Source organism: Mesorhizobium sp. CO1-1-8, from assembly GCF_020164875.1.
Lineage (GTDB): Bacteria > Pseudomonadota > Alphaproteobacteria > Rhizobiales > Rhizobiaceae > Mesorhizobium.
Map to the genome: position 1 here is coordinate 401,841 of NZ_JAIUGZ010000006.1, position 16,031 is coordinate 417,871.

Genomic DNA, 16,031 nt, shown 5'->3' on the forward strand with positions numbered 1-16,031 from the left:
AGCGCCGGCGGCGAGTTTGTGGGGTACTCGCTTCGGCCCATCATAGATTATAATAGCATAATGTCTACTGGCTCAAAAAGAGCCCGCTGATGGCTAGATTTTGGTGACGCGCACCGTTGCGTCGGGCCGCTGGAACAGCTCCGGCCGCAGGCTGAGGCCAAGCCCCGGCCCTTCGAGCGGCGCGACATGGCCGTCCTCGACCGGCGGAATGTCGGCGACGATCTCGGTGTACCAGCCGGTGAAATAGGCGCGCACCGCTTCCTGGTAATTGACGTTCGGCAAGGTCGCCGAGAGCGCGCAGCTGGCGGCATAGACGATCGGCCCGGTGCAGTCGTGCAAGGTCACCGGCAGTTCGCTGGCCTCGGCCATATTGGCGATCTTGCGCGCTTCCGAGAGCCCGCCGCACCAGGCAAGGTCGATCATGATCACCGAAGCGGCGCGCTTGTCGATCAGCTGCTTGAACATCTGCCGGGAGGCCAGCCGCTCGCTGGCGGCGACGGGTATCGAGGTGTGGCGGGCAAGTTCGGCCATGGCGTCGAGCTCGTTGTAGCGAATCGGCTCTTCCAGCCAGGCAACATCGTAGGGCTTCAGCGCCTCGGCAATGCGCAGCACCGGCGGCAAGGTCCATAGCCCGTGCAGTTCAACCATGATTTCCATGTCGCGGCCGACGGCGTCGCGGATCTTCTGGAACGGCTCCAGTGCCTTGTCGAGATCGGCAAGCGAAATGCGGGTGCCGTTCGAGGCCTCGGCGGCGATGTCGAACGGCCATATCTTCATGGCGCCGATTCCTTCCGATTTCAGGCTCCTGGCAAGGTCGCCGGCATTGTAGCGCCAGGCGAGGAGATCTTCATACGGACCTTCGTTCGAATCGCTGGGCTTGAGCGACCAGTCCTCACCACGCTCGAACAGGGCATTCTTCTGCGTCGCGCGGACATGCTTGTAGCCGGCGCAAGTGTTGTAGATCGGCACGGTCCTGTGTGTGCGCCCGCCAAGCAGCCGCCAGACCGGCTCGCCGAGCGCCTGGCCGTAGATATCCCACAGCGCGATGTTGACGGCGGAATTGCCGCGCACCTCGGCGCCGGAATCGCGCGCGCCGACATAGACGCTGCCCAGCGTGCGGTCGTGCAGCTCGATGTCGCGCGGATCCTTGCCCAGGAGATAAGCGGCGACATTGTCATGGATGTAGGAGGCGACCGGCCCCGGCGCCCAGAAGGTCTCGCCGGTGCCGATGAGGCCGGCATCAGTGTGGACGCGCAGCCAAAACAGGAACGGAAATTCCGCCAGCTGCAGCGTTTCGAGCGCGACGACTTTCATTTTTTCCTCCCCATACCGACCAGACCGCACGGCCAGCGGACAATAGCACATCGCCGTTGACAGCCATTTATGGTACCGGTATCAATCCCGTCAAGATGGCCACCGGGAGGGTGCTCGCTTGCCTGCCGAAATTCACGATATCACGCCAAAACGAGCATTGGTCACCGGCGCCGCCGGCGGCCTCGGCCGCGAGGTGGCGATCCAGTTGGCCCGGCGCGGCTGTGCCGTCGCAATTGCCGACGTCAATGGAGAAGGGCTGGCCGAGACAGCCCGGCAAATCAGGGATACCGGCGCGGAAACCGAGGCCATAACAGGCGATTTCACCCTGGAGGGTGCGCCGGAGGCGGCCGTCGAAAAAGTGGTCGCGCGTTGGGGCGGCATCGACATCCTGGTCAACAATGCCGGCTATGGCGTGATCGAGCCGTTCCTCGACGCCACCTTCAAGGCATGGACGCGCACGCTGGCGCTCAATGTCACCGCACTTGCCATGGCCTGCAAGGCGGCTGGCCGGGTGATGCGCGAGCAGCGTTCGGGGCGCATCGTCAACATCACCTCGCCGGGCTCGCGCATGGCGCTGCCCGATTACACCGCCTACACGGCGAGCAAGGCGGGCGTCGATTCCATCACCCGCGCCGCCGCGGTGGCGCTGGCGCCCTATGGCGTGCTGGTCAATAGCCTGGCCCCGGGCATGATGGACACCGAGATGCAGCGCTCGACGGAGGCCGATCTCGCCCGCGCCAACGGCCGCAACGATCTGCAGGCCTTTCTCGACGAGCGCACACGCCGCATTCCGCTTGGCCGCCGCGCCGAGATTTCCGAAGTGGCTGAAGCGGTCGTCTGGCTCTGCCTGGATTCGCCCAGATACATGACCGCCGAGCGGCTCAACATGTCGGGCGGCCTCGACAAGGACTGACCAGATGCTGCGAAACTCCCCTCCCGGCACTGCCGATATCGGCGCGCTCGAACGCAAGGCAGAGCGGCTGCGCCGCCACATGCTGACCATGGCGCGCGGCCAGGGCCAGGGTTATATCGGCCAGGGTCTGGGCATCGCCGATACGCTGGCGGCGCTGTATTTCCACGAACTGCGCTATGACCCGCACAATCCAGCCTGGCCCGATCGCGACCGCTTCCTGTTGTCGACCGGGCACTATTCCATCGCGCTGTGGGCAGCTTTTGCCGAGGCCGGCATCATTCCGGTCGAAGAGCTGGTCACCTACGGCGCCGACAACAGCCGTCTGGAGATGTCGACGCTCGATACCACGCCGGGGGTGGAGATGATCGGCGGCTCGCTCGGCCACGGCCTGGGGCAAGGCATCGGCCAGGCGCTGGGCTTGCACGTCGACCGTTCCGACGCGCGCGTCTTCGTCGAACTGTCGGATGGCGAGATGCAGGAAGGCTCGACCTGGGAAGCGGCGATGTCGGCCAGCCATTTCAAGCTCGACGGGCTGGTGGCGCTGATCGACTGCAACGGCATCCAGGCCGACGGACCCGTGGTGCTCGACATGGAACCTGTAGCCGACAAATGGCGCGCCTTCGGCTGGCAGACATCGGAGATCGATGGCAACGACATGACGGCGGTGGTCGGCGCGCTGGCCGATGCACGTCAGCGCAACGGCAAGCCGAAGGCGATCGTGCTGCGCACACTGCCGGGCAAGGGCGTACCCCGCATTGAAACCTCTGAGAAATCGCACTTCTTCCGCATCGACGTGGCGCAATGGGACGGCATCATCGCCGAGTTCGAGAAAAGTGCGGGGGCACAGCCATGAGCGGCGCGGCAATGGAGGCCGGCCGCACGCTGGCCATGGGCCAGGACGAAGCGGTCGGCGGCGGCCGTCGGAGCGTGGAGGCGCCGTTTGGTCGGGCGCTGGCCAGACTTGGCCATAGCCATCCCAACATAGTCGGGCTGACCGCTGATCTCGGCAAATACACCGACATATTGCCGTTCCGCGACGCCTTCCCGGATCGCTTCTTCAATGTCGGCATGGCCGAACAGAATCTCGTTGCTGTCGCCGCGGGGCTGGCGCGCACCGGCAAGGTGCCGTTCGCGACCACCTACGGTGTGTTCGCGACGCGGCGCGCCTATGATTTCGTCGCCATCGCGCTGGCCCACTCCAACCTCAACGTCAAGATCGTGGCCGGCCTGCCAGGGCTGACGACCGGCTATGGCGGCACGCATCAGGCGATCGAGGATCTGGCGCTGATGCGGATGATCCCCGGTCTCACCATCATCGATCCCTGCGACGCGACCGAGATCGAAGCGGCGACCGAGGCGATCGCGGCGCATCAAGGGCCGGTCTATATGAGGCTGCTGCGCGGCAGCGTGCCCGTCGTGTTCGAACCGGGGTACCGCTTCGAAATCGGCAAGGCGCGACGGCTTCGCGAAGGATCGGATGTCGGCATCATCTCGACCGGCTTCATGACCGAGCGGGCGCTGGACGCGGCGGAGGCTTTGCAAAAGCGCGGCATCTCCGCCGGTGTGCTGCATGTGCCGACCATAAAGCCGTTCGACGCAGAGGTGGTGGCTGAGTTTGCAGCCAGCGTCAGCCGTGTTGTCACGGCGGAAAACCATGTCGTGGTCGGTGGATTGGCGAGCTTGGTCATCGAGACCTTGTTCGATGCCGGCCTTTTGAAGACAGTGACCCGCATCGGCCTGCCCGACCGCTATATCGAATGCGGTGCGGTGCCGACCTTGCAAGCGAAATACGGCCTGACCACCGAGGCCGTCATCGCAACGATTGCCGCGCCAGATCATGATCCCGAAAAGTGGAAACCGGTTTTCGGAAAGGATCATGGTCAAACAAAAAGCTAGTTAGGATTTTCGCATGAAGATCACCGAGATCGAGACCTTTGCCGTCGGCGCCGGGTGGAAGAACTGGCTGTTCGTCAAAGTGCATACCGACAGCGGCATTCACGGTGTCGGCGAAGGCACGCTGAACGGCTTCATCAAGACCACCGAAGCCGGCGTGCACGAACTCAAGCATCTGGCCATCGGCCAGGATCCCTGCCGCATCAATGCGCTGGCCAAGCGCATGCTGGACAGCGTCTCGCTTGACGGCGGCCATATCCACCGCACGGTGATCGCGGCGATCGAGGTCGCCTGCTGGGACATACTGGGCAAGAGCCTCGGCGTGCCAATCCACCAATTGCTGGGCGGCCAGGTGCGCGACAGCGTGCTTGGCTACGCCAATGGCTGGTATCGCACCGAGCGCACGCCCGAGGCCTTTCTCGAAGCCGCCAAGGCGGTGCTGGCCAAGGGCTTCAAGGCGTTCAAGCTCGACCCGTTCGGCACCGCGCAAGGTTTTATCGCGCGCGGGGAGCTGGAGCTGTCCTACGCCATCTGCCGGACCTTGCGCGACAGGCTGCCGAAGGACACGCTGATCCTGATCGACGTGCATGCGCGCTTCACCGAGATCGCCGCGCTGCAAGCAGCGCAAAAATTCGCCGATCTGGATATCTACTGGTGGGAAGAACCGACGTCGCGCGACCGGCAGGAAACGGTGCACGAAGTGGCGCATCGCTCGCCGATCCCGGTGGCGACCGGCGAGATGTACGACACGGTCGGTCAGTTCTACACGCTTGCCGCCGGCGGCGGCGTCAACATCTTCCAGACCGAGCCGATGTCGCTCGGCGGCATCACGCCGTCGATGCAGGTGGCCAACCTGGCACTCGCCCATGGCAGCCACATCGCGCCGCACCAAAGCGGCGGACCGGTGGCGACGGCTGTGTGCCTGCAATTGGCCGCGGCCGTGCCGAATTTCCTCATCCAGGAGCATTTCGACGCCTTCAACGAACCATGGACGCGCGACCTCGTCACCTGGCATCCGACCGTCAACCCGAACAATGGCCATCTGTCGCTGCCGGACGCGCCGGGGCTCGGCATCGATCTCAACATCGAAGCGATCAAGGAGCACCCTTACGATCCCCACGCCTATCTCAACGTCCATGCCGAAGGCTGGGAAAAGCGGCTCGGACGGCGTGAGGAGTCGAAGAGCTGATCACGCGCTTTCGCGGTCGACGATCTCGAAGCCGAGGCTGGTGATGGTCGGCACCTTGGTGTCGCCGCCGAGCCTTGCCAGCAATTGCCGCACCGCGCGCCGGCCCATCTCGTAGCGGTTGACCTTCACCGTGGTCAGCGGCGGATAAAGCTGGGCCGCCAGATCCATGTCGCCATAGCCGGCAATTGCGATCCTGCCCGGCACTGCCCAGCGGCGCCGGTGGCATTCCTGCACGGCGCCGACGGCCAGCGTATCGCTGGAAAAGAAGATGGCGTCGATGTCCTTGTGGCGGGAGGTCAACGTCACCAGCGCCTCGGCGCCGCCCTGGGCGGTGATCGGCACTTCGACCTCCATGTCGTCATGGTTCCTGATGCCGAGTTCGGTGAGTGCGGCGTGATAGCCGGTGCGGCGCTGCTGCAGGCGGTCATTGCCGTGGATCGGCGTCGAGACGAAGCCGATGCGCTTGTAGCCCTTGGCCGCCAGATGCATGGTCATGGCATAGGCGGTCTCGAAATTGGAGACGCCGACAACCATGTCGATCGGCTTGCGGCCCTTGATCTCTGATATCTCGACCACCGGGGCGCCACTGTTCTTCAGAAGCGCGCGCGCCGTTTCGCTCTGCACGAAACTTTGCAGGATCATGCCGACAGGGCGCCAGCCAAGCAGATTGCGGATCGATTTCTCCTCGGCCTCCTGCGTGAACTCACCCTGGACAAGCAGCATCGAATAGCCGCTCTCGTGGCACTCGTCGGACATGCCTTGCACCTGTTCGGCGATGCCCGAATTGATCAGCGGCGGCACCACCGTGCCGATCATGCGACCATTGCCGCGCATGCTGGACGCCAGCCGGTTGGGCACGAAGCCGGCCTGCTCGATGGCCTCGAGCACCTTGGCGCGCGTCTCCGGCGACACCATGTCCGGATTGGAGAGCGCGCGCGACACCGTCATCGGCGCGACGCCGACGCGCTTGGCGATCTCGCGGACGCCAAGGCGCTGCGGCTTCTTCTCACCCGCCGGCGGTCTGTCGGTCATCACCACGCTCCCAAGAGGGCGAGATCCAGCAAGGCAAGGTCCTGCGGATCGCGCGTCATCAGCCCATTCATAGCGGTTGCGGCGCGCGCTTTCCAGCGAGGCACGGGCTGGCCGCGACGTCTCCGAATTTCACCCGTTGACAAGTTATAATATTATAATCTTAATGGTATCGAGGAGCGTGCCAAGGCTTGGCGCGGGCGAATGGTGCCGGACGCCGAGCCGGCATCAGGCGCCGCCAGGGAGGTCAGGATGAACAGCGTGGCAGACGTGATCTCGCCGCCCCGGGATGCGCAATCGTTCCGGCGGCGGCTGATCGGCTTCATTGCCGTCGGCGAAGTCGGCGTGCTCGCGGCCATGGCACTGCTGATCGGCTTCTTCTGGCTGCTCGAGCCGGCATTCCTGTCGGAGCGAAACATTCGCGCCATTCTCAACGTCGTGTCGTTTGTTGGCATCATCGCCATCGGCCAGACCATCCTGCTGGTCGCCGGTGAGTTCGACCTGTCCGTCGGCTCGGTGGCCGGACTGTCGGCCGTGGTCGCCGCCAAGCTGATGACCGCGGCTGCCCTGCCGGTCTCGATCGCCGTACTCGGCGGCGTCGGCGTCGGCGCGCTGATCGGTCTCGTCAACGGCGTGATCGTCGTCAGGCTCGGCATCCCCGCCTTCATCCAGACGCTCGGCATGCTGTTCATCGGCCAGGGCCTGATCCAGGTGGTGACCGGCGGCTATCCGGTCTACCCGCTGCCACAGACGATCAATACGATCGGCGGCACCGATCTGGCCTTCGGGCTCGGCTGGAGCTTTGCCTTTTTCATCATTGCCGCCATCGTGGCCGATTTCGTGCTGCGGCGCACCGTGCTCGGGCGCAACATGTATGCCACCGGCGGCAACAAGGAAGTGGCGCATCTCGTCGGCATCAACACCAACGCCTACAAGATCGGCGCCTTCATCGTCGTCGGCGCGCTGTCGGCGATCGCCGGCATGTTCGTCATGGCCGATCTCGGCAGCGGCGGCACCTCGATCGGCAGCGGCTGGGAACTGACCGTCATCGCCGGCGTCGTGGTCGGCGGCGTCAGCCTGTTCGGCGGCGCCGGCACGGTTGCCGGCGGCGGCGTCGGCATCCTGATGCTGAAAGTGGTGCAGAGCGGCCTCGTCGTCATCGGCGTCAACTCCAACTGGCAGCAGATCGCGGTCGGCGTGATCATGGTCATGGCCGTCGGCCTCGACATATTGCGCCGCCGCTACTTCATCGCCGGCGCCTAGGCCGACCGCGAGGGAACGTGGATATCGCGCCGGCAAAATACCGGCAAACCAAGGGAGGTAGGACATGAAACTCAATCTGAAAAAAGGACTGGTCGGCGCCGCGCTCGCCGCGGCGGTCGCGACGTCATTCAGCTCGGTGGGCCTTGCCAAGGCCGCGGATGTTCATCTGCTCTGGGTGCAGGCGATGAAGGACCACCCCGTGCACCGGCTGATGCAGGCGGGCTTCCTCAACAAGTGCAAGGAGCTCGGCTACACCTGCGAGGTCGTCGGCGACCCGAGCGCCACCAACTGGGATATCCCGGCGACATTGCCATTGGCCGAGGCAGCCCTTGCCCGCACCAAATACGACGCCATCGGCGTCTACGGCGTGGATCCGGCGATCTATTCCTACATCACCAAGCTTGCCAAGGAAGGCTTCCCGATCGTGACCTGGCATGTGCTGCCGCCGGAAGGCACCGTCACCGGCCTCAAGGCAGCGACCGGCGAGGACATCGCCGATGTCGGCGCCAACGCGGCGATCGCCATCGGCGACAAGCTCGGCGGCAAGGGCACCGTGGCGCTGACGCAAGGCGCTTCCAACGACACTGAAAACGCGATGTCGGATGCCTTCCGCAAGACAATCGCGGCGAAATACCCCGGCATCAAGGTGCTCGACACCCAGATGGAAGGTTTCGAGCCCTCAGCCGCAGAGGCCAAGGCGGTGGCGATCCTGCAAGGCAATCCGGGTGTAACCGCGGCCTTCGGCACCACCGGCAACAGCATCCAGACCTGGTCGGGTGCGGCGCGCAAGGCCGGGCGCGATGTCGTCATCATCGGCATGGACTACATCAGGCAGAACCTCGATCTGGTGAAGTCGGGCGCCGCCTACGGCATCGTCGCGCAGCCGCTTTATGAAGAGAGTGCCAAGGTTGCTGAACTGCTCGGCGACCTCGCCCAGGGCAAGAGCGTGCCCTACAGCAACCCGCTGCCGGCCAAGGTGATCACAGCTGCCGACCTCGACCCCTATTACAAGATGCTGGACAGCGCCGGCCAGTAACGCTTGCCGCGGGTCCGCGCTAGCGGGCCCGGCACTGTTTGAGAGGATCGTCTTGTCCAACGCCACGCAAGAGAAGCTGTTTTCAGCCGCTGGAATCGCCAAGAATTTCGGCGGCGTGCAAGCGTTGCGCGGCGTCGATTTCGATGTCACTGCGGGCGAAATCCACGCTCTGCTTGGCCAGAATGGCGCCGGCAAGTCGACGCTGGTCAAGATCCTCAACGGCGTGCATCCGGCCGGCTCCTACACCGGCACCATCGAGCTCGACGGCCAGCCCGTGAGTTTTGCCTCGCCCGCCGATGCGCGGTCGAACGGCGTCGGCTATGTGCCGCAGGAAATCGAAGTGCTGGAACAGCTTTCGGTCGCCGAGAACGTCTTTGCCGGCCGCACCGGCCTGGGCGACGGCATGCTGGTGCATCAGCGCAAGCTCGAACAGCGGGCCGGCGAAATCTTTGCCGAGCTTGGCATCGACATCAACCCCAGGGCCTATGTCGCGTCGCTGACCTCGGCACAGCGCCATCTGGTGATGATTGCACGTGCCATCGTGCTGAAACCACGCGTGCTGATGCTCGACGAGCCGACGGCCTCGCTCTCGGGCACCGAAGTCGATGCGCTGTTCAGCGTGCTGCGTCGTCTGAAGGCGCAAGGCGTCGCCATGATCTACATCACCCATCGCCTGCCCGAGGTGCTGGCCATCTGCGACCGTGCCACCGTCCTGGGCGACGGGCAGGTGGCGGTGCGGATCGCAAGAGAGGATTTCGACGCCGAGACCTTCATCTTCTCGATGTCGGGCCAAAGGCTGCAGCGGCTGTTTCCCGAGCACGCAGCGCCCGTCGGTGTGCCGACCGCGCTGGAGGTTCGCCGGCTCACTGTCTCCGGCCACGGCGGCGCGGTTCATGGCGCCAGGGATATCAACCTCTCCGTCGCCGCCGGCGAGATCGTCGGACTTGCAGGCCTGCTTGGCTCCGGCCGCAGCGAGATCCTGCACGGCATCTATGGCCGCGTGCCGGCAGAGGGCGAAATCCGTGTTGCCGGCGAATCCGCTTCTATCAAGTCGCCAGGCGATGCGCGTGCCGCCGGCATTGCGCTGCTGACCGAGGACCGCAAGCGCGATGGCCTGCTGTTCAACCTGCCGGTCGGCGCCAACATCACCATCGGCAATCTCGCGCCGCTGTCGCGTTACGGCATGGTGCGCGGCGGGCTCGAACGCAGTTCCATCCTGAGTGCCATGCGCGCCCTCAACGTCAAGGCAGCGTCGCCGCAGGCCGCGGTCACCCATCTGTCGGGCGGCAACCAGCAGAAGCTGCTGTTTGCCCGCGTGCTGATGCGGGCACCGAAAGTGCTGCTGCTCGACGAGCCGACCAAGGGCGTCGACGCGGCGACCCGGCACGAGATCTACCGGCTCGTGGTCGAACTGGCAGAGAAGGGCGTAGCCCTGCTGATCGTCGCGTCGGAACTCGAGGAACTGATCGGCCTGTGCGACCGCTGCCTCGTCGTCGCCGATGGCCGCATCGTCGACGAATTCAGCCGTGGCGAGGGCGGTGAGGATCGCGTGCTGCGTTCGGTGACAGCAGCGCAGGCGCAACGCCACGCCATGGCTCCACGGGTCTCGTCATGAGCTTTGCCGGCAAACGCGTTTTCGTCACGGGAGCGGCGACCGGCATCGGCCGGGCGACCGCAGAGTACCTTGTCGCGCAGGGTGCGAGGGTGTTCGGTGCCGGGCTGGACGGTGAGGAGGGAGAGGCCCTGGCCGGCCGCCATGGCGGGAGCGATCTGATCTTCCGCGAGTGCGATCTCACCCGCGAAGTCGAGGTGCAAGCTGCCGTGGCGGCGGCGGCAGCGCGGTTCGGCGGGCTCGACGCCGTCGTCAACTGCGCCGGCATCTATCCGACCGGCAAGCGGCTTGAAGAGCTCTCCGACGACGAATGGGAGAGGACCATCGCCGTCAATTTGACAGCCATCTTCCGGATCTGCCGGGCGACCTTGCCGCTGCTGCGCGCAGCCGGCGGCGGCTCGATCGTCAACATCGCCTCGGTGCATGCCGAGGCCACGGTGCCGGGCGTACCGGCCTATGCCGCGACCAAGGCGGCGGTCGTCGGCTTGTCGCGGCAGATGGCGCTCGACTATGCCGTCGACCACATCCGCGTCAACGCCGTGCTGGTCGGCTCCGTCGCCACAAGGATGACGCTGGACGGGCTGGAGGCGGCAGGCGGCGCGGAAGCGCTTGGCCTGTCCTTCGAGCCCAACCGGATCGCCCGCATCGCCAATCCCTCCGAGATCGCCACGGCAATAGGCTTCCTGATCTCCGATGCCGCGTCCTTCGTCACCGGCAGCGCCATGCAGGTGGATGGCGGGCTGCTGGCGCGACTACTTTAAGTCAAAAGGCATGAGCGAGACGGTGCCGGCAGCACTTTCGCCAGGGGCCAGCACAATCACGCCTTCCTCCGGATCGTCCCACCGGCCCCGGTTGAAAGCACCGGAGGCGTTCGTTTGCGGCTCGACGCAGAAATACGGTTTTGTCGGATCGGCGTAGAGCATCAAATGCCTGAAGGCCGGGTCGGCCTTGATCCGCAAGCCGGCACCGCGTGTTGGAAAGCGGATCGTCGCCTCGCCGGCCCAACCGCCATAATCATTGTTGCGCCAGCCGTTTGGCAAAGGCCGGTCCTCGGCAAAGTCGAGCTCGGGCGGAAGCGTGATCGGATCACCGGAAATGCCATCCGGCTCTTCGAGGTAGAAGCGCTTCGCCTCGAATTGCAATGTCACATCCGGATCGCGATCGAACCAGGGGTGCAGGCCAAAGCCGAACGGCATGGCGACCGGTCCGGTGTTGGTCATCGTCATGGTGACGCCGAGGCCTTTCCCGGAAACCGAGATCGCCTGCGTCGTTCGATAGGAATAGGGCTCGGCTCCAGCGGCGATGCCCAGCGACAGGGTGGCGTCGGCGGCCCCCGCCTCTGTAACGGTCCAGGCGTGGTGCCAGCCGCTGCCATGCACGTTGAATTTTTCGGGCGGATTGTTGGGAAGGACCTGCCAGCGTTTTCCAGCGAAGTCGAAGGCGTTTCCGGTGATGCGATTGGCATAGGGCGTCATCGGGAACATGGCCACGCCAAGCACATCGCCGGCGTCGCGATCCGCGTCCGAAAGCCGGCGCATGAGATCGATGCCGCGCCAGCGCAGCGCGCTCACGCTGCCGCCGATCTGCGGCACCAGATCGACCTCCAGCGCTCCGGCCTTCAGCGCCAACCGCTCAGAAATTACGCCCATAGCCTGCCATCCATCCACCATCGACACAAAGCATCTGGCCCGTCGTGTAGGTGTTCAGGGGATCGCAGAAGAACAGCACGGCCGCAACCGCTTCCTCGATGCTGCCGGCGCGGCCGACAGGGGTGTGGCTGAGCATCGCCTTGTCGCCCGAAACCATGGTTTCATCCTCGACCGCGCCGACACCGACGGCATTGACCAGCACCTTGGGGCCGAACTCCATGGCCAGCGTGCGCATGCCGGCGAGGATCGACGCGTTGTCCATGGAAAGGCGCGGGTGGCGGCGCATCGGCATGCCGGCGGTGGCCGACAGCAGGAAGACGATGCGACCGCTGCCACGCTCGGTCATGGTCACGGCGGCCTTGCGCGCATCGGCGTAGAGCGATCGCGGATCGCCCGCCACTGTACCCGGCCGCAACGGACAGGACATCAGCAGGATGTCGGCCTCACGCGCATGCGAGCCTTCGACCAGCCGGCCGCCATTGGCCAGCAGCCCGGCGAGCGCTGCCTCGGCGACCGGGTTGCTGTCACCATCAAGGGCGATCGCAGCGCCATCGAGGTCGATTTCCATGGCCGCACTCACATCATGTACCCCGCCGTCCAGCCGCCATCGACGGCCAGCACCTGGCCGTTGATGTAGCTGGCGGCCGGCGAGGCCAGGAACAGCACGGTTTCCGCGACCTCCTCGGGCTGGGCCGGTCGGGCGAGCGGGACGTGAGCGAGGAATTCCTGCGTGCGGCCGGCGAACTTGCCGTCATCGCCATAAAACAGTTTTGCCGTCAGCGCCGTCATCACCGAGCCCGGCGCGATGGCGTTGGTCAGGATGCCCTTGGCTCCGAGTTCGATGGCCATAGACCGCGTCAGATGGATGATGCCGGCCTTGGCGGCGACGAACGGGCTCTGCAGCCGCATGGCGGCGAGGCCGACGACCGAGGCGATGTTGACGATGCGCCCGCCCTTGCCGGCGGCGAGCATCGGCGCCAATGCCGCGCGGCTCATGATGTAGAGGCCGTCGAGATCGATGCCGGTGATGCGGTCCCATTCCTCGGGGGGAAATTCGTCTAATGTGACGCGATGCGCCAGCGTGTTGACGCCGGCATTGTTGATGAGGATGTCGAGGCGGCCAAAGCGGTCCATGATGGCGGCGATGGCACGGTCGACCGAGGCGGCATCGCGGATGTCGACGGTGCAAGCCATGGCATCGCTCAGACGGGCTGCGACCTGGCTCGCACCGTCGCTGTTTATGTCGGCGACGACGACCGCGGCGCCATTGTCGGACAGGCGTTTGGCAATGGAACTGCCGATCGCCCCCGCGGCTCCGGTGACCAGCGCTACCTTGCCTCGCAAATCGCAGCGCATGTCTCGTCCGCCCCCGACCAAGTTCGGGTTATGCTATTATAATAATCTCAAAGCGCGGACAAGCACCCGTGTCGCGGCCGGCGGCTATTCCGCGGCCGCGCCGGCGGCGCTTTTGCGGGTGGCGTCGACCATCAGCCGCCGTTCCCGGAACACACCCCATTGCTGGTCGACCAGCACGCCGATGAGGATGACGCCGCCCATCACCGCGAAGTTGAGCGAGGACGGAATGCCAAGCAGATTGACGAGGTTCTGCAGCTCCTGCAGCAGCACCGTGCCGAGGATGACGCCGATCAGCGAGCCTTCGCCGCCGCGCAGCGAGAAGCCGCCGAGCACGGCTGCGGCGATGGCGTAGAGCTCGTAGAACTGGCCGTGGCTGGCCGGTGAGATCGAGCGCGTGTACATGGCGAAATAGATTGCCGACAGCGCCGTCAGCACGCCGCAGATGACATAGGCGGCGATGACGACACGGCCGGTGCGGATGCCCGAATATTTCGCCGCCTCCTCGTTCTTGCCGATGGCGTAGAGATAGCGGCCGAACACCGAGCGGTGCAGCACCACCCACATGACGATCGAAATAACGATCAGCGCGATGAAGCTGTTCGGCACGCCATAAGAGCGCCCGGCGGTGAGGAATTCGAGGTCGGGGAAATTCTGGCCGAACGCAAAGCCGGCGGTGCCGTCGCCAGTGTAGAAGCGGGCGACGCCGCGGTAGATCAGCAGGCCGCACAGGGTGACGACGAAAGGCTGCAATTTCAGTCTTGTGATCAGCCAGCCATGCGCCAGGCCGATGATGGCGCCAATCACCAGGATGAGCACGAAGGCGACCGGCCATCCCATGCCACGCACCGCGATGAAGTCGATGAACAGCGTTCCCAGCAGCGCCACCACCGAGCCGACCGACAGTTCGATGCCGCCGGTGATGATGACGAAGGCCTGGCCGATCGACAGGATGCCGAACAGGCCGATCAGGTTCGAGGTGTTGGCGAGGTTGATCGGCAACAGGAAGCGCGGATTGATGAGCGCAACGATCGTCCCGACCACCAGGATCAGGATCAGCAGGCCGAGATCTTTCTTGCTCATCGTCTTCTCCCCAATGCCTGCCTGGGTTCCGCGAGAACCCGCGGCAGAACAAAACTATTTCGGCTGCTTGCCCACCGCCAGCAGCAGCACGTTTTCCTGGCTGAACCGGTCCTTGTCGAGAATGCCCGAGATCTGGCCCTCATGCATGACGGCGATGCGGTCGGACACGCCGATCACCTCTTCCATGTCGGAGGAGATCATCAGCACGGCGACACCGGCATCGGCCAACGCCCGCATGAGCCCGTAGATTTCCGCCTTGGCGCCGATGTCGATGCCGCGCGTCGGCTCGTCGAGGATCATCACCTTGGGATTCATGGCCAGCCACTTGCCGAGCACGACCTTCTGCTGGTTGCCGCCTGACAGCGTGCCGGTGCGCGTCTGCACCGAAGGCGCCTTGATGCCGAGAGCTTTCTTCTGCTTCTCGGCGGTGGCGGTCTCGGCGCTCGAGGACACCAGGGAGCGGCGCGCATGCGCCGGCAGATTGGGCAGGGAAATGTTCTGCGCGATCGACAGGTCGAGCAGGATGCCGGTCAGCTTGCGGTCTTCCGGCACCAGGAAGATGCCGTGCGCGACGGCGTCGGCCGCGGAAGCCAGCGCAAGCGGCTTGCCGTCGAGTTCCAGCGCGCCGCCGAGTTTCGAGTCGATGCCGAAGAACACCCGCGCCAGCTCGGTGCGGCCGGAGCCGACAAGACCGGCAAGGCCGAGGATTTCGCCGCGCCTGACGTCGAGGTCGACGGGCCGGCCGGGATAGGCAGGCGTGCGGATAGCCTTGGCCGAAAGCGCCGTGGCGCCGGGCGCACGCGCCGCCTCCGAGGCCTTTTCACGCTCCTTCAGCATGCGGCCGATCATCAGCTTGACCATCTGGTCGTGGCCGATGTCGCTCTTCGGCAAGGTGCCGGCCAGCATGCCGTCGCGCAGCACAACGACGCGGTCGGCGACGCGCTCGACCTCGTGCAGGCGGTGCGAAATGAAGATGACGCTGATGCCGTCGGCCTTCAGCGCCTTAATGACGTCGAGCAATTTGTCGGTCTCGGCGAGCGGCAGGCTCGATGTCGGCTCGTCGAGGATGACCAGCCGCGCCTCGATCGACAGCGCCTTGGCGATCTCGACCATCTGCTGCTGCGCCAGCGACAGGGTCGCAACCGGCGTGTCGGCGGAAAAATTGGCGCCGACGCGCTTCAAAAGCGGCTGCACCATGGTGCGCAGCTTGGCGCGGTCGACGAGCTTGAGCGGCCCGGCGCGCAACGGCTCGCGGCCGAAGAAGATGTTGGCGGCGACGTCGAGATTCTCGAACAGATTGAGTTCCTGGTGGACGAAGGCGATGCCCGAAGCCAGGCTGCCTTCGACGGAGAGCCTGTCATGTGCGGTGCCGTCGACGGTGATCGTGCCGCTGTCGGGCGTGGTGACGCCGCCGAGGATCTTCATCAAGGTCGATTTGCCGGCGCCGTTTTCACCGACGAGGCCGATGACCTCGCCCGGCCTGACCTCCATGGAAAACCCGTCCAGCGCGACGACGCCCGGATAGGTCTTGCGCACGTTCTCGAGGCTGAGGAACGGCGTAGTTGCTGCGATGGATGTCTCGGAATAATTCATCATGCCTGACAGCGATTGGCGGGCCGACCTTTTGGCAGACTGACGATCCTCGCGCGGTTCGTCAATGCGAGCAGCCGGCTCAAGTGAACTCGAGCCGGCTGAAC

Annotated in this window: 15 protein-coding genes; 8 read left to right on the forward strand and 7 right to left on the reverse strand. The window is 65.1% G+C overall.

Going from position 1 to position 16,031, the window contains the following annotated elements:
* Nucleotides 1-93: 93 nt before the first annotated feature.
* A complete protein-coding gene (locus LB558_RS15590; RefSeq protein WP_224698346.1) occupies nucleotides 94-1,314 on the reverse strand; it encodes a mandelate racemase/muconate lactonizing enzyme family protein in 1,221 nt (406 codons plus the stop codon).
* A gap of 118 nt (nucleotides 1,315-1,432) precedes the next feature.
* On the opposite strand from LB558_RS15590, the gene LB558_RS15595 reads away from it, so the two are divergent.
* From LB558_RS15595 to LB558_RS15610, 4 genes are read left to right on the forward strand one after another with little or no spacing between them, the layout of a single operon-like run.
* Nucleotides 1,433-2,227, forward strand: a complete 795-nt coding sequence (locus LB558_RS15595) for an SDR family NAD(P)-dependent oxidoreductase (RefSeq protein WP_224698347.1) — start codon at nucleotides 1,433-1,435, stop codon at nucleotides 2,225-2,227.
* A 4-nt stretch (nucleotides 2,228-2,231) separates the two neighbouring features.
* Complete coding sequence (locus LB558_RS15600; protein ID WP_224698348.1) at nucleotides 2,232-3,080, forward strand: transketolase; 849 nt, start codon at nucleotides 2,232-2,234, stop codon at nucleotides 3,078-3,080.
* Nucleotides 3,077-4,123, forward strand: a complete 1,047-nt coding sequence (locus tag LB558_RS15605; protein ID WP_224698349.1) for a transketolase family protein — start codon at nucleotides 3,077-3,079, stop codon at nucleotides 4,121-4,123. Before LB558_RS15600 ends, LB558_RS15605 begins: the two co-directional genes overlap by 4 nt.
* 13 nt (nucleotides 4,124-4,136) lie before the next feature.
* Complete coding sequence (locus LB558_RS15610) at nucleotides 4,137-5,309, forward strand: mandelate racemase/muconate lactonizing enzyme family protein (RefSeq protein ID WP_224698350.1); 1,173 nt, start codon at nucleotides 4,137-4,139, stop codon at nucleotides 5,307-5,309.
* Here the strand turns inward: LB558_RS15610 and LB558_RS15615 are convergent, their stop codons facing one another.
* The gene (locus tag LB558_RS15615) at nucleotides 5,310-6,341 is read right to left on the reverse strand and encodes a substrate-binding domain-containing protein (RefSeq protein WP_224698351.1); all 1,032 of its coding nucleotides are present in this window, start codon (nucleotides 6,339-6,341) and stop codon (nucleotides 5,310-5,312) included.
* 249 nt (nucleotides 6,342-6,590) lie between these two features.
* On the opposite strand from LB558_RS15615, the gene LB558_RS15620 reads away from it, so the two are divergent.
* The 4 genes from LB558_RS15620 to LB558_RS15635 all read left to right on the forward strand — a co-directional run bounded on the left by LB558_RS15620 (nucleotide 6,591) and on the right by LB558_RS15635 (nucleotide 11,010).
* Nucleotides 6,591-7,601 carry an ABC transporter permease gene (locus tag LB558_RS15620; RefSeq protein ID WP_224698352.1) on the forward strand — a complete coding sequence of 337 codons (1,011 nt, stop codon included), beginning with the start codon at nucleotides 6,591-6,593 and terminating at the stop codon, nucleotides 7,599-7,601.
* A gap of 64 nt (nucleotides 7,602-7,665) precedes the next feature.
* Complete coding sequence (locus tag LB558_RS15625) at nucleotides 7,666-8,637, forward strand: sugar ABC transporter substrate-binding protein (RefSeq protein WP_224698353.1); 972 nt, start codon at nucleotides 7,666-7,668, stop codon at nucleotides 8,635-8,637.
* Between the two features lie 52 nt (nucleotides 8,638-8,689).
* Nucleotides 8,690-10,252 carry a sugar ABC transporter ATP-binding protein gene (locus LB558_RS15630; RefSeq protein ID WP_224698354.1) on the forward strand — a complete coding sequence of 521 codons (1,563 nt, stop codon included), beginning with the start codon at nucleotides 8,690-8,692 and terminating at the stop codon, nucleotides 10,250-10,252.
* The gene (locus tag LB558_RS15635; protein ID WP_224698355.1) at nucleotides 10,249-11,010 is read left to right on the forward strand and encodes an SDR family NAD(P)-dependent oxidoreductase; all 762 of its coding nucleotides are present in this window, start codon (nucleotides 10,249-10,251) and stop codon (nucleotides 11,008-11,010) included. Before LB558_RS15630 ends, LB558_RS15635 begins: the two co-directional genes overlap by 4 nt.
* Here LB558_RS15635 and LB558_RS15640 read toward each other — a convergent pair.
* The 5 genes from LB558_RS15640 to LB558_RS15660 all read right to left on the reverse strand — a co-directional run bounded on the left by LB558_RS15640 (nucleotide 11,002) and on the right by LB558_RS15660 (nucleotide 15,927).
* Nucleotides 11,002-11,898, reverse strand: coding sequence for an aldose 1-epimerase (locus LB558_RS15640; protein ID WP_224698356.1), 897 nt, complete (start codon nucleotides 11,896-11,898; stop codon nucleotides 11,002-11,004). The genes LB558_RS15635 and LB558_RS15640 overlap by 9 nt on opposite strands.
* Nucleotides 11,882-12,466, reverse strand: a complete 585-nt coding sequence (locus LB558_RS15645) for an SDR family oxidoreductase (protein WP_224698357.1) — start codon at nucleotides 12,464-12,466, stop codon at nucleotides 11,882-11,884. The genes LB558_RS15640 and LB558_RS15645 overlap by 17 nt, the downstream gene beginning before the upstream one ends.
* A gap of 8 nt (nucleotides 12,467-12,474) precedes the next feature.
* Entirely contained in the window at nucleotides 12,475-13,254 is a 780-nt protein-coding gene (locus LB558_RS15650) for an SDR family NAD(P)-dependent oxidoreductase (protein ID WP_224698358.1), read from the reverse strand.
* An 84-nt stretch (nucleotides 13,255-13,338) separates the two neighbouring features.
* The gene (locus tag LB558_RS15655) at nucleotides 13,339-14,334 is read right to left on the reverse strand and encodes an ABC transporter permease (protein WP_224698359.1); all 996 of its coding nucleotides are present in this window, start codon (nucleotides 14,332-14,334) and stop codon (nucleotides 13,339-13,341) included.
* A 54-nt stretch (nucleotides 14,335-14,388) separates the two neighbouring features.
* Complete coding sequence (locus LB558_RS15660) at nucleotides 14,389-15,927, reverse strand: sugar ABC transporter ATP-binding protein (protein WP_224698391.1); 1,539 nt, start codon at nucleotides 15,925-15,927, stop codon at nucleotides 14,389-14,391.
* Nucleotides 15,928-16,031: the final 104 nt, after the last annotated feature.

What these genes read in the sequence shown, in the direction of transcription:
- LB558_RS15660 (WP_224698391.1), bottom strand. Translation starts at nt 15,927, where the DNA reads ATGAATTATTCCGAGACATCCATCGCAGCAACTACGCCGTTCCTCAGC.
- LB558_RS15600 (WP_224698348.1), top strand. Translation starts at nt 2,232, where the DNA reads ATGCTGCGAAACTCCCCTCCCGGCACTGCCGATATCGGCGCGCTCGAA.
- LB558_RS15635 (WP_224698355.1), top strand. Translation starts at nt 10,249, where the DNA reads ATGAGCTTTGCCGGCAAACGCGTTTTCGTCACGGGAGCGGCGACCGGC.
- LB558_RS15655 (WP_224698359.1), bottom strand. Translation starts at nt 14,334, where the DNA reads ATGAGCAAGAAAGATCTCGGCCTGCTGATCCTGATCCTGGTGGTCGGG.
- LB558_RS15625 (WP_224698353.1), top strand. Translation starts at nt 7,666, where the DNA reads ATGAAACTCAATCTGAAAAAAGGACTGGTCGGCGCCGCGCTCGCCGCG.
- LB558_RS15640 (WP_224698356.1), bottom strand. Translation starts at nt 11,898, where the DNA reads ATGGGCGTAATTTCTGAGCGGTTGGCGCTGAAGGCCGGAGCGCTGGAG.
- LB558_RS15645 (WP_224698357.1), bottom strand. Translation starts at nt 12,466, where the DNA reads ATGGAAATCGACCTCGATGGCGCTGCGATCGCCCTTGATGGTGACAGC.
- LB558_RS15590 (WP_224698346.1), bottom strand. Translation starts at nt 1,314, where the DNA reads ATGAAAGTCGTCGCGCTCGAAACGCTGCAGCTGGCGGAATTTCCGTTC.
- LB558_RS15605 (WP_224698349.1), top strand. Translation starts at nt 3,077, where the DNA reads ATGAGCGGCGCGGCAATGGAGGCCGGCCGCACGCTGGCCATGGGCCAG.
- LB558_RS15650 (WP_224698358.1), bottom strand. Translation starts at nt 13,254, where the DNA reads ATGCGCTGCGATTTGCGAGGCAAGGTAGCGCTGGTCACCGGAGCCGCG.
- LB558_RS15610 (WP_224698350.1), top strand. Translation starts at nt 4,137, where the DNA reads ATGAAGATCACCGAGATCGAGACCTTTGCCGTCGGCGCCGGGTGGAAG.
- LB558_RS15620 (WP_224698352.1), top strand. Translation starts at nt 6,591, where the DNA reads ATGAACAGCGTGGCAGACGTGATCTCGCCGCCCCGGGATGCGCAATCG.
- LB558_RS15615 (WP_224698351.1), bottom strand. Translation starts at nt 6,341, where the DNA reads ATGACCGACAGACCGCCGGCGGGTGAGAAGAAGCCGCAGCGCCTTGGC.